We start from the raw sequence: 12,432 nt of genomic DNA, 5'->3' as shown, positions 1-12,432 counted from the left end.
CCATGAGCCAAGCGTCTTCAACATCAACTTTGCCAACCGTACATTTTGGCCAACAGCAGCTGAGTTTAGAACAGGTGGTTGCCGTCGCTAAAGGTGCCCCTGTTAAGCTTAATGAGCGCCCTGAATATCAAGAATACATTCAAAAAGGGGCAAGATTTATTGATAGCCTTTTGAGTGAAGAAGGTGTGGTTTACGGAGTAACAACCGGTTATGGCGACTCTTGTACTGTTAACGTAAGCTTGGACTTAGTCCATGAATTACCGCTGCATTTATCACGCTTTCATGGCTGTGGTTTAGGCGACATTTTTTCGCCAATGCAAGCCCGCGCGATTATGGCCTGTCGTTTAAGCTCATTAGCCGTAGGCAAGTCTGGGGTGACTTACCAGCTACTACAACGGATTGAGTTATTGCTTAATCTAGATATCACGCCAGTGATCCCTGAAGAAGGCTCTGTTGGCGCCAGTGGTGACTTAACCCCGCTATCTTACTTAGCTGCGGTACTTGTTGGCGAGCGCGATGTTATTTATAAAGGTAAACGCCGCGCCACCAAAGATGTGTATCTTGAGCTAGGTATTGTGGCACTAATCCTGCGCCCTAAAGAAGGCCTAGCCTTAATGAACGGCACAGCGGTAATGACAGCCCTTGCCTGTTTAGCCTATGACCGCGCTCAGTATCTCACCCGCTTATCTAGCCGCATCACTGCCATGGCATCATTGACATTAAAGGGCAATTCAAATCATTTTGATGACATCTTATTTGCCGCTAAACCGCATCCAGGGCAAAACCAAATCGCCACTTGGATACGAGAAGATTTAAATCATCATACTCATCCTCGCAACTCAGATCGTTTGCAAGACCGTTACTCCATTCGTTGTGCGCCGCATATTATTGGGGTACTGCAAGATGCATTGCCGTTCATGCGCCAGTTTATTGAAACAGAGTTAAACAGTGCCAATGACAACCCCATTGTTGACGGTGAAGGCGAGCATATTCTTCATGGTGGCCATTTTTATGGTGGCCATATTGCCTTTGCTATGGATGCAATGAAAAATGCCGTGGCTAACCTTGCTGATTTAATCGACCGTCAAATGGCATTGGTCATGGACCCGAAGTTTAATAATGGTTTACCGGCTAATTTATCTGCTGCTGTTGGCGCGAGAAAATCCATCAATCATGGTTTTAAAGCGGTGCAAATTGGCGTGTCCGCGTGGACAGCAGAAGCATTGAAAAACACTATGCCTGCCAGTGTTTTTTCACGCTCGACCGAGTGCCACAACCAAGATAAAGTCAGTATGGGCACTATTGCTGCCCGTGACTGTATGCGGGTACTGCAGCTTACTGAGCAAGTTGCTGCGGCGGCATTATTAGCCATGACGCAAGGAATACATTTACGTATAAGCCAAAATGAGTTGGCCCATGCCTCGCTCACGTCGTCGTTAGCGAAAACGGTAGCTCAAGTGAGTGAAGATTTTGAACTGCTCACTGAAGACCGTCCATTAGAAGCCGTACTACGCCAGACCGTTGATAAGATTCAATTAGGTCAGTGGGAGGTGTGTTAAATGAAAGCCCTGTTCTCATCTGAATTAACCATGGTGGTGCCATTTCATGATGTGGACTCCATGGGGATCACTTGGCATGGCAACTATTTACGCTATTTTGAAGTCGCCCGCTGTAAGCTATTGGATGAGTTAGGTTATAACTATCGTCAAATGATGAACTCTGGCTACGCTTGGCCAATTGTTGACACTCGACTGCAATATGTCAAAAGCAGTACTTTTGACCAAACAATCATTGTTTATTCCAGCATTGTCGAGTGGGAAAACCGCCTCAAGATTACTTATCAAATTCGTGATGCGAACACCAATGAGCGCATCACCAAGGGTTATACCATTCAGGCAGCCGTTGATATGGAAACTGAAGAACTATGCTTTGTCACCCCTGATGTGTTTCGAAAAACAATCGTCGCGTATCTGCCTGAGGATGAATTGACTGATGAATTAACCGCCTTGGTGACAAGGTCATGAAAACACTTATCTATGGCCTGTTAATCTGGTCTTTAGTGCTGCTGCCCAGTGCCATTAAAGCCACTGAAATCACTTCAGCGATTGTCACTTCTATGACGGACACTTCTAAGACTGACACTTCAGCTGATAAGCCTGAACTAACCTCAACACCCGAGCTAAGTACGCAGCAGCTAGCGGCCATATTTAACCAGCAAGCAACGCCAGCACAGCTAACCCAGCTGGCGGAGCAGTTACAGCTAAGACCACAAGCCAAAGGTCTGTTTAGTCAAACTCGCTATTTAGCGGTATTAAAAAAACCATTAGAAAGCGCAGGTAGCTTTATGTTTAGCCAGCAGGTCGGGCTATTTTGGCAGCAAACTACGCCCTTCCCGACGACACTAGTATTAAAAGATCGCTTGCTGATCCAGCAAGATAGTATGGGCAACATTCAGCAAAGTCAGGCTAATCAAGCTAGTTCAGCCATGGCGGAGCAATTGCCTCTGTTAATGCAAGCATTGCTAATGGGCGATGTGAAAGCATTAGAAAAAGATTTTCAGCTATATATGTCAGCGCCATCAGTGGCTGATGAATGGCAATTGGGCTTGGTGGCTAAAGACCCGCTGATCCAAAAAGCCATTGGTGGGTTAATCCTTGAAGGTGGAAAAACCTCGACAACTGCAGCATCGCAAATTAAGCGCCTCACCATGGTGACTTCAATAGCAGATGCTGTGGCTCATCAAAACACAGATAAAACCATCATTAGCTTTACCGCCATTGAAAACCAACTGTCTGATGACGATATTCAGCGCTTTAATTTAGCCCCTGCTGGCAGTGATGCTTACTAATGGCTAAATCCGATGTCCCTATGGATAAATCACAACCTAACAGCAAGCTCAGTCGCTATCAGACTCAGCCGCGACTGTTACTAGCTTTGTGGTTAATTATCATGGTTGCAATTGCAGCTTATGGGGCAGCGCTATGGCAATCAGGGGCAAAAATCCAAACTAACATTTTGGCGATGCTGCCCAAATTAACTGAATCACCACTAACTCAAACAGCGCTTGATCGGGTCGAGCAACGCTTAGCCGACCAAGTGTATATCGGCCTCATTGCTGATGATAAACAGCAAGCCATTAATGCCGCCCAAGCGCTCATGGCGCAGTTACAGCAACAGGCTGAGGTATTTACTGATGTTCGCAGCGGCGATGCCAGTCAGATGCAGGACTTAAGCGGCTTTTACTTCTCCCACCGATTTCAGTTACTGACAGATAAACAGCGACAACTATTAGTAGCGCCAAACCAGTGGCAACAACTGCTCATGGCTGCGCAGCAGCAACTATACAGCAGCTTTGGTTACGCCAGCAGCCAGCTATTGGCCCAAGATCCATTACTACTCTTTCCAGACAATGTCATGGCCTTAGCGCCAAGCAATAACATCAGCAGCGAACAAGGGATATTACTCACGCCTTATCAGCAAGGTGAGCTAAATAAAGTCGCCGCCATTGTTATCGCTAAAGGGGTGAACAGCGCCTTCAACCCCCAAGCTCAGCAGCTGCAAAGCCAAGAGCTATCTCAAGCCTTTACATCATTAACCGATACCACTGCCAACCTTGAAATACTCAAGGCTGGCGCGTTATTTCACGCTAAGGCTGCCACTGACACAGCCAAGTCGGAAATATCGACCATTGGCTCAATCTCACTGGTTGGGGTCATGATCCTAGTTTGGCTAGGCTTTCGCAGCATTATGCCCATATCATTGGCATTGCTGACTTTATCCAGTGGTTTTTTATTAGCCGCTGTGGCGACTTTAGCCTTATTTGGTGAGCTGCATTTACTGACTTTGGTGTTCGGTACCAGCTTAATTGGAGTGGCGATTGATTACAGTTTTCATTTTTACTGTGAAAAAATTAATCAGCAGCAACGCAGTGCCAGTGACATCATCGGCAGTATTTTACCCACCTTGAGTCTGGCATTATTAACCAGTGGCATTGCCTTTATTGCGATTGGATTTACTCCTTTTCCTGGCATGCAGCAGGTAGCGATATTTTGCGCTGCTGGCTTATTTGGCGCTTACCTGACACTGGTATTAGCTTACCCTGCGCTTGCGAATCATACATTAGCTTCAAGCTCGATATTACAACCGTTGGCGCAGCGCTACCTTAGCTGGTTAAGCCACTTTAGTTGCCAAACTGATGCTGCTAAGCCTCAAAAATCCAATAAGGCGACTATCATTTCCATTGCAGCGTTAGTCATTATTGCCATAGCAGGGTTAAGTCAATTAACCACCAATGATGACATCCGTAATTTACAGCAAAGCCCTGAGGCCATAACCGCTGAGGAAAACCAGCTTAGACAATTACTCAGTGGCGGCACCGATAACCAATTTGTGTTAGTTAGCGCCGCCAGTGAACAAGGGTTATTAACTGAGCTTGAGCAAGCTGATGACGTGTTAGCCGCCGCAGTGAATGCTAACGAATTAAGTCACTTTGTCAGTCTAAGTAAATACTTGCCTAGCCTGCAGCGCCAGCAACAAAACTACCTTCTATATGAACAGTTATACGCAGATCATTTAAATGACATCATCGACACATTAGGCCTTGATGATTCAATAAAAGCCACCTTAATTACTGAATTAACAAACAGCCAAAATATGGCTATCAGCTCGGAAGATGTGCTCGCCCTAGCAGGTGACGATTTAGCTGGCTTGTGGCTGCCCGCCCATAGCCAGGATGTTAATCACAGCTCAAGCAGCGTCAGTTCTAGTAACTTAAGTTCAAGCCAGAGCCAATGGGGTAGTATCATATTGCTGGGCGGCATTAACGATTTAACCGCCCTTAAAAGCCGAGTCGACAGCAGTCACCTATCCATCACTGTGGTGGATAAAGTTGGTGATATCTCGCAGTTAATGGCCCAATTTCGCCTCATTACCTTGCAGTTATTAGCATTGGTTTGTGTGGTAGCCATTGGGATATTTAGTTTACGTTTTGGAATAAAGTTGGCGTTATTGATTGTGTCAGTGCCCGTGAGCGCCATGATATTAACCTTGGCTTGCTTGGGGCTTATGGGCTCACCGTTAAGTTTATTCCACGCTTTAGCGCTTATTTTAGTGCTGGGTATTGGTATTGATTACAGCTTGTTTTTTGCCTCGGTTAAACCACAAGCCTCTGCCGACGGAGTGATGATGGCTGTCTTTATGTCAGCTTGTTCCACCCTATTAGCCTTTGGGTTATTGGCCTTAAGCCATACCAATGCGATTCACTTTTTTGGCTTAACCTTATTGTTTGGCATCGGCTTTAGTTTTTTACTGGCCCCATTTATCAGCATAATGACAAGAGAAGTAGCACATTATGGAAAGTAGCTCATTAGAACACGCGCTTACACGAAAGCATCTAACTGACGATATCAATGTTGATGTGGTAATCATTGGCGCTGGACCTTCTGGGGCGATTGCCGCAAGTTTATTGCACCAACAGGGCAAACAAGTGTTGGTATTAGAAAAGCAGCATTTTCCGCGTTTTTCTATTGGCGAAAGTTTACTGCCTTGCTGCATGCAATTTATTGAGCAAGCAGGCATGTTAGCCGCAGTTGAACAAGCGGGATTTCAATTTAAAAATGGGGCGGCATTTAGGCATAAAGATCGCTATACCACCTTTAATTTTACCGATAAGTATACCCAAGGCCCGGGCACGACCTTTCAAGTGCAGCGTGGCCAATTCGATAAAATTCTTGCCGATACCGCAGTCTCTCAAGGGGTAGAAATTCGCTATGGCCACAGCGTTAACGATATCAACTTAACTCCTGGGCTAACTAACGAGAATAGTTCTATTTTATCGGTCACTGACGCGTCAGATAATTACTATCAAGTTACCGCTAAATATGTGCTCGATGCCAGTGGCTTTGGCCGAGTATTACCGCGACTGCTGAATATAGAAAAGCCATCAAACTTACCTTCAAGAAGCGCTATTTTTACCCATATTGAAGACAATATTACCGATGCTGATTTTGATCGCAGTAAAATTCTCATTAGCGTCCATCCAACCGAAAAAGATATTTGGTATTGGTTAATTCCGTTTAGCAATGGCCGCTGCTCCATTGGCGTGGTGGCTGAGCCGCATTTGATTGAACATTACCAAGGGGATTTAGAAAGCCAATTATGGCAACTTATCAAGGAAGAACCGGGGTTAAATCGCTTATTAGCAAATGCCAAAGTGGTACAAGAATGCGCCACTTTAAAAGGCTACTCGGCCAATGTATCCACTTTAGCGACCAATCAATTTGCACTGCTGGGTAACGCAGGCGAGTTTCTCGATCCGGTATTTTCATCAGGGGTGACCATTGCGATGCAGTCGGCCTCAATGGCGGTCAATACCCTTATCAAGCAACTAGATGGCGAAACCGTCGACTGGCAAGCTGACTATGCTGAGCCATTAATGCTCGGGGTTAATACCTTTAGAACCTATGTACAAGCATGGTACGACGGTCGTTTTCAGGATGTGATTTTTTATGATGACCCCAATCCGACCATAAAACAGATGATCTGTTCTATTCTGGCAGGCTACGCTTGGGATAGTAGCAACCCGTTCGTGAAAGATTCAGAGCGAAGACTCAATATGATTGTCGGCTTATGCCAACAACAACCTCAAGCGAGTTAACTATGTGGCGTACTTTATTCACTAACATATCGATAATTGCTGTACTGCTGGTATCAGGTTGTAGCCAGCAACTGCAGCGACAAACCTGCGTGCTATTAACCCCGCAAGTGAACTACTGTTTAGCGCCATTAATGACGCTGTCAGACCAAGAGCTTGCACCGCAAAATAGTCAGCAGCAATTGACGCAAAAAATTAGCTTTACCCATGGTGACAAGCATCACGAGCTGTTAACTCAACTGGAACTTAGCCCTGAGATGATGACCATGGTAGGTTTAGCCCCATTAGGTCAGGCATTATTTACGGTCACTTATGATGGCGAAACCGTTGTGAGTCAGCAAAATGTGCTCATGGGGGATGACTTTAAAGCAGAGTACTTGATGGCTATTATGCAACTCATCTATCGACCGCACCAGCAAGTGAATCCCTATTTTAGCCAAGGTCAAATGCAGGATGTGGCTTGCGAGGCTGATAACTATAGTGATAAAAATCGTGATGACAATCGTGATGACAATCGTGATGACAATCGTGATAACGGAAAATGCAGTGCCTTGATAGTCGACAATGAAGCAGCAATTCAAATTAGCTACTCGGATCTCAATCCATGGATTGCTGAGGTAATATTGCGTTTTCCGGCAGCGAATATCACCCTGTCGATCTCGCCTTTGTAGCGGCCCATTTTTCTAGATGTAACAATGGAATAAAAGTGTAATTAATGACTAATTCTATCGCCATAACCCAGATTGGATTGTGTACCCCATTAGGCCATACGCCGCAGCAAGTGCTTGGTAAGCTTTTAGCTGGCGATACCAGTGCCATGGTGTTGCGAGATGATCTAATGTTTAATGCCAATACCCGAGTGGGTGCCATTGATGAGGCGCAGCTAAAAGCTATTCCTGAGAGTCTGCAGCAATTTGATTGTCGTAATAATCAATTACTCTATACCGCAGCGCTGCAATTAGATAAGACTATCGCCCAAGCCAAATTACAATTTGGCCCATCGAGAATAGGCGTGGTGATTGGTACCAGTACTTCTGGTATTTCAAAAGGCGAAGCCGCCTTGGCGTATCACGCCGTTCACGGGGAGTTTCCACCCACGTATCATTACGCTCAGCAAGAATTAGGCAGTACTAGCGACTTCCTGCGTCAATACTTTAAGCTATCAGGCCCATGTTATACGGTTTCAACAGCGTGCTCTTCCAGCACCAAGGTATTTGCCAGCGCGAAACGATTATTAAATGCAGGCTTATGTGATCTGGTGATTGTCGGTGGGGTTGATAGTTTGTGTCAGCTCACCCTCAATGGCTTTAACGCACTAGAATCGGTCGCGGCTGATTTATGTAACCCCTTTAGCAAACATCGCGATGGCATAAATATTGGTGAAGCAGCAGCGCTATTTACCTTACAAAAATCAACCCCACATACTGAGCAGATAATCCTTGCAGGCATTGGAGAGTCATCCGATGCCCACCATATTTCTGCGCCGCATCCACAAGGTACTGGCGCTATAGCCGCTATGAATAATGCCTTAAGTGATGCCAACATTACGCCAAAACAAATCAGTTACGTGAACTTGCATGGCACTGCCACCCCCAAAAACGATGCCATGGAATCATTAGCGATGCAGCAAGTGTTTGGCAACACCGATAACATACCCTTATGCAGCTCCACAAAACCGTTAGTGGGTCATTGCTTAGGCGCAGCAGGGGCAATTGAAGCGGCGTTTTGCTACTTACTATTAAGTCAGTATAACGACAAGCAAGCCTTACCGCCGCAAGTGTGGGATCAACAACAAGATCCCGATAACCCCCTATTGCCATTAGTAACCCAAAATCAATCCACAGCCGTCAATTACATTATGAGTAATTCGTTTGCTTTTGGTGGCAGTAACGCCAGTATCATTTTAGGTCGGAGTCGAGCTCAACATGACTAACCTTATCGCACAAGCAGCGCTATTATCACAAGATGTCAGTCATTTTGTGCCCCATAGAGCGCCAATGATTTTAATCGACCGCTTATTAAGCCATCAAGTAGATACCCTGATCACCGAGGTTAGTATTAGCGACACGAGCGCTTACTTTAATATGGCATTAAATGGGGTGCCAAATTATGTGGGCATCGAGTATATGGCTCAAAGTATTGCCGCACTAGCTGGTGTTGAAGCCCATTTAAAAAATGATAAAATTCGAGTGGGCTTTTTACTTGGAACGCGCAAGTTAGTGATGCATCAAGGGCACTATGAACGGGGTAAATGCTATCAAATTAAAGTCACTCGGCTATACCAAGAAGAAACTGGACTAGCAGTATTTGATTGCCAAATTCTTGCTGCCGATGCCGTCATTGCCACAGCAAATGTCAACGTGTTTCAGCCTCAAGATACCACGGCTTACATACAAGAAAATCTAACTTAGCAGTCTGTTACTAACAGGCAATAGAGATAAGGAAAGTGACCAGCAGGTGCTGAATGTCATGGAGATAAAATGACCACAAATAAAAGAGTCTTAGTAACGGGTTCAAGCCGCGGTATAGGTAAAGCTATCGCGCTGAAATTGGCTCAACAAGGCTATGATATTGCCGTGCATTACCACAGTAATATCGTAGCGGCCGAGCAAACCCAAGCTGAAATTATGGCCTTAGGTGTCAATGCCAGCCTGATCGCTTTTGATGTTGCTGACCGCCAACTAGCAAAAACTAAAATCACTACCGATATTGAGCAAAACGGCGCTTATTACGGGGTAATTCTTAATGCAGGAATTACCCGCGACACCGCATTCCCTGCAATGACTGACGAAGAATGGGATAGTGTGATCCACACTAATCTAGATGGTTTTTACAATGTGATTCAGCCAACGATTATGCCGATGATCCAAGCTAGATTTGGTGGCCGCATCATTACTATGGCATCGGTATCAGGCATTGCAGGCAACCGTGGCCAAGTGAATTATAGCGCTTCAAAAGCTGGGTTAATCGGTGCCACTAAAGCCTTGTCCTTAGAGTTAGCAAAGCGAAAAATCACCGTTAATTGTATCGCCCCAGGACTGATTGAAACTGACATGGTCAGTGACTTCCCCAAAGAGATGATTAATCAAATAGTGCCAATGCGCCGCATGGGCAAAACCAACGAAATTGCCGGCCTAGCCAACTTTTTGATGTCTGATGATGCCGCTTATATCACTCGCCAAGTGATCTCAGTTAACGGAGGCATGATATGAGCCGCAGAGTCGTCATTACCGGAATCGGCGGTATTTCAGCACTGGGCCACGACTGGCCAAGCATTGCTAAGCGCTTACAAGAAAAATATAACTGCGTCGTCACCATGGATGAATGGAATAAATTCCCAGGGCTTAACACCCGCTTAGCCGCGCCAATCATAGACTTTGAGCAGCCCAAACATTACTCACGCAAAAAAATCCGCTCCATGGGCCGAGTATCTATTATGGCGACCCGCGCCAGTGAAATCGCCCTAGAAGATGCAGGATTGCTTGATGACCCTATTATCAAATCAGGTGAAATGGGCGTGGCTTATGGCTCCTCTACAGGCAGCACCGAACCCCTTATAGGCTTTGGTGATATGCTTAAAAATGGCGATATGTCAGGCATTAATGCTACCAGCTATATCCGCATGATGGCGCACACCACAGCGGTAAATGTTGGAGTGTTTTTTGGCCTTAAAGGCCGAGTCCATACTACTAGTAGCGCCTGCACCTCTGGCAGTCAGGCCATTGGCTACGCCTTTGAAGCGATAAAATTTGGCCAGCAAACCCTAATGCTCGCTGGCGGCGGTGAAGAGCTGTGCCCCACCGAAGCTGTGGTGTTTGACACCCTGTTTGCCACCAGTACTAAGAACGATCAACCACAATCCACCCCTAGACCATTTGATAGCCAGCGAGACGGCTTAGTTATTGGTGAAGGAGCCTGTACGTTAGTGCTTGAAGAGTTACAACACGCTCAGGCGCGCGGCGCAAAAATTTACGCAGAACTAGTGGGCTTTGGTACTAATTCCGATGGCCTGCATATCACTCAGCCAAACGCTGACACCATGGAGGTGGCTATTCGCTTAGCGTTAAAAGATGCCGCAATTGATGCCGATAAGATTGGTTATATCAATGCCCATGGCACCGCCACTGAACGCGGTGATATTGCCGAGTCACACGCCACCTATTCAGTTTTTGGTGAACAAGTGCCTATCTCATCACTGAAAAGCTATACCGGCCACACCCTCGGCGCTTGCGGCGCATTAGAGGCTTGGGTCAGTATAGAAATGATGAACGCTGGCTGGTTCGCCCCCAGTTTGAACCTTGAGCAAGTTGACCCAGAATGCGCGCCATTAGATTATATCAAAGGTGATATTCGCCATATCGACACCCATTACGTTATGACTAATAACTTTGCCTTTGGCGGTATCAACACCTCATTAATTTTTAAGCGCTGGGATAATTAAACTACTTTATAAAAGACTTATAGCGTTCAACACGTTTTTATAAGTTGTCGGCTTTTCTCTAATCCACTTTGAGAAAAGCCACTTCTCTCCCTCTATCACTGGCATTCCTTGGTGTAAAGATAAGGGTAAAGGGGCAAAATTATTATCTGTGTTATTAAAAATAAGCAGCTGCTTACATTTGGGCTTGATTGATTTAGATAGTCTAGGGAAACAGGTCTCCCCTCCACTTTTGACGTCATTTAAATATATCAATACCGTCTTGAACCTCTGGCCACCATCTCTTAAAGCAACAGCAGAACCTGAATCTTTAGGGTGAAAAAAGTCATAGTGCGCTTTATATTCTTCTGTTGGTGAATAGTGCAAAACATTGCTTAATTCGCCATTTTCAATAGCGAGATTAAAATAAGCTGCTATTTTCATTTCAATGTTCAACAATATCCAATCATTTATTGAAGGCGTCAATTGTGCAACTGATCCAGTACGAGCCTTACTAATCTCATTTTTACCCGTTACACCATCGACCACCGTAGAGCGCTTGATATTTTTCTCTGCATGCCATCTAAGCCAATGACACTCAAAGTCATTGATGAAATCATCCACAGTATACAAGTTAATTTCTTGGGCAATTAATTGATAAGATAAGCTAGATAAGTCAGGCATTTTTATATCATCAAAGTCTTTCGTTGTTATCGCTTTATCCACTGTCCCAAAATCTAACATATTAGAAATAGCTGATACTGACTCGAGATGCTGAAAATGATAAAGAATGCTTTGAGCTTTAGCTAAATTACCCTGCTGATAATATAAATTTACCGCGGCTACAACGGCATTTTCATCACCCTTCAGATATGCCGCATATAAATAAGGCTGGAAAGCCACACCAACTTGAGGGTGAAAATAAAGTAAAAATGCCGCTTTATAATGTGCCCCTGGGATATCTTTTTCGGCAAGTTCAAATACATAATCTAACCCAACAGAAGGTTTTCTACCTATCATTACATCAACGTTCAGGAGTAAAGCTTCCGGGATTTGTTGCTGCAACAAAGGTTTTAAAACCTTTGCAGCTTCAAGATATTGTTGTCGATGTATAAGTGCGCGAGCTTGTTCTAATTGAAAAGAATATTTTGCAGTTAAGGGCATATTATAATAATTGATTTTGTATATGTATTTTTAATCATACTATACAAGTTTAACTATATGCACTTGGATATATTGATTAAAATTTCTCAGCCGAAGGTGAGCTTATGGGATTCTGGCTCAATATGATTTAAAGAAACCGTAACTCTTAGCACAAATAGTTATGGATTATTTAAAGGTGTACTGAATAGTCAGACTTATG

11 protein-coding genes are annotated in these 12,432 nt (G+C 44.8%); 10 read left to right on the top strand and 1 reads right to left on the bottom strand.

Annotated features, from left to right (window positions below; all coding sequences use genetic code 11):
* Positions 1-2: 2 nt before the first annotated feature.
* The 10 genes from hutH to Q4533_RS05405 all read left to right on the top strand — a co-directional run bounded on the left by hutH (position 3) and on the right by Q4533_RS05405 (position 11,093).
* Complete coding sequence (gene hutH, locus Q4533_RS05450; RefSeq protein WP_303412434.1) at positions 3-1,559, top strand: histidine ammonia-lyase; 1,557 nt, start codon at positions 3-5, stop codon at positions 1,557-1,559.
* Positions 1,560-2,024, top strand: a complete 465-nt coding sequence (locus tag Q4533_RS05445; RefSeq protein WP_303412432.1) for a thioesterase family protein — start codon at positions 1,560-1,562, stop codon at positions 2,022-2,024. It abuts the gene before it with no gap.
* Entirely contained in the window at positions 2,021-2,848 is an 828-nt protein-coding gene (locus Q4533_RS05440; protein WP_303502225.1) for an outer membrane lipoprotein carrier protein LolA, read from the top strand. The genes Q4533_RS05445 and Q4533_RS05440 overlap by 4 nt, the downstream gene beginning before the upstream one ends.
* Complete coding sequence (locus Q4533_RS05435) at positions 2,848-5,361, top strand: MMPL family transporter (protein ID WP_303502223.1); 2,514 nt, start codon at positions 2,848-2,850, stop codon at positions 5,359-5,361. The genes Q4533_RS05440 and Q4533_RS05435 overlap by 1 nt, the downstream gene beginning before the upstream one ends.
* Positions 5,351-6,655, top strand: a complete 1,305-nt coding sequence (locus Q4533_RS05430; RefSeq protein WP_303502221.1) for an NAD(P)/FAD-dependent oxidoreductase — start codon at positions 5,351-5,353, stop codon at positions 6,653-6,655. The genes Q4533_RS05435 and Q4533_RS05430 overlap by 11 nt, the downstream gene beginning before the upstream one ends.
* Complete coding sequence (locus Q4533_RS05425; protein WP_303502218.1) at positions 6,628-7,323, top strand: DUF3261 domain-containing protein; 696 nt, start codon at positions 6,628-6,630, stop codon at positions 7,321-7,323. The genes Q4533_RS05430 and Q4533_RS05425 overlap by 28 nt, the downstream gene beginning before the upstream one ends.
* A 44-nt stretch (positions 7,324-7,367) precedes the next feature.
* The gene (locus Q4533_RS05420; protein ID WP_303412422.1) at positions 7,368-8,585 is read left to right on the top strand and encodes a beta-ketoacyl-[acyl-carrier-protein] synthase family protein; all 1,218 of its coding nucleotides are present in this window, start codon (positions 7,368-7,370) and stop codon (positions 8,583-8,585) included.
* Positions 8,578-9,063, top strand: a complete 486-nt coding sequence (locus Q4533_RS05415) for a thioester dehydrase (protein WP_303412420.1) — start codon at positions 8,578-8,580, stop codon at positions 9,061-9,063. Before Q4533_RS05420 ends, Q4533_RS05415 begins: the two co-directional genes overlap by 8 nt.
* 69 nt (positions 9,064-9,132) lie before the next feature.
* Positions 9,133-9,864, top strand: coding sequence for a 3-ketoacyl-ACP reductase FabG2 (locus tag Q4533_RS05410; RefSeq protein WP_303412418.1), 732 nt, complete (start codon positions 9,133-9,135; stop codon positions 9,862-9,864).
* Entirely contained in the window at positions 9,861-11,093 is a 1,233-nt protein-coding gene (locus Q4533_RS05405) for a beta-ketoacyl-ACP synthase (RefSeq protein ID WP_303412416.1), read from the top strand. Before Q4533_RS05410 ends, Q4533_RS05405 begins: the two co-directional genes overlap by 4 nt.
* Before the next feature lie 6 nt (positions 11,094-11,099).
* Here Q4533_RS05405 and Q4533_RS05400 read toward each other — a convergent pair whose 3' ends face one another.
* On the bottom strand, positions 11,100-12,233 hold the full coding sequence (locus Q4533_RS05400; RefSeq protein WP_303412414.1) for a 2OG-Fe(II) oxygenase: 1,134 nt from the start codon (positions 12,231-12,233) through the stop codon (positions 11,100-11,102).
* Between the last annotated feature and the right edge of the window lie 199 nt (positions 12,234-12,432).

It is taken from the genome of Shewanella sp. 6_MG-2023 (genome assembly GCF_030547195.1).
In the GTDB taxonomy this organism is placed as follows: Bacteria; Pseudomonadota; Gammaproteobacteria; order Enterobacterales; family Shewanellaceae; genus Shewanella.
Note: the sequence above shows the minus strand (reverse complement) of the source record. Positions and strands in the feature narration are given on the sequence as shown.

Bases quoted from the DNA above. Each gene is read 5' to 3' on its own strand.
- Q4533_RS05425 (WP_303502218.1), top strand. From the start codon at position 6,628: ATGCCAACAACAACCTCAAGCGAGTTAACTATGTGGCGTACTTTATTC.
- Q4533_RS05420 (WP_303412422.1), top strand. From the start codon at position 7,368: ATGACTAATTCTATCGCCATAACCCAGATTGGATTGTGTACCCCATTA.
- Q4533_RS05410 (WP_303412418.1), top strand. From the start codon at position 9,133: ATGACCACAAATAAAAGAGTCTTAGTAACGGGTTCAAGCCGCGGTATA.
- Q4533_RS05415 (WP_303412420.1), top strand. From the start codon at position 8,578: ATGACTAACCTTATCGCACAAGCAGCGCTATTATCACAAGATGTCAGT.
- Q4533_RS05440 (WP_303502225.1), top strand. From the start codon at position 2,021: ATGAAAACACTTATCTATGGCCTGTTAATCTGGTCTTTAGTGCTGCTG.
- Q4533_RS05445 (WP_303412432.1), top strand. From the start codon at position 1,560: ATGAAAGCCCTGTTCTCATCTGAATTAACCATGGTGGTGCCATTTCAT.
- Q4533_RS05435 (WP_303502223.1), top strand. From the start codon at position 2,848: ATGGCTAAATCCGATGTCCCTATGGATAAATCACAACCTAACAGCAAG.
- Q4533_RS05405 (WP_303412416.1), top strand. From the start codon at position 9,861: ATGAGCCGCAGAGTCGTCATTACCGGAATCGGCGGTATTTCAGCACTG.
- Q4533_RS05400 (WP_303412414.1), bottom strand. From the start codon at position 12,233: ATGCCCTTAACTGCAAAATATTCTTTTCAATTAGAACAAGCTCGCGCA.
- hutH (WP_303412434.1), top strand. From the start codon at position 3: ATGAGCCAAGCGTCTTCAACATCAACTTTGCCAACCGTACATTTTGGC.
- Q4533_RS05430 (WP_303502221.1), top strand. From the start codon at position 5,351: ATGGAAAGTAGCTCATTAGAACACGCGCTTACACGAAAGCATCTAACT.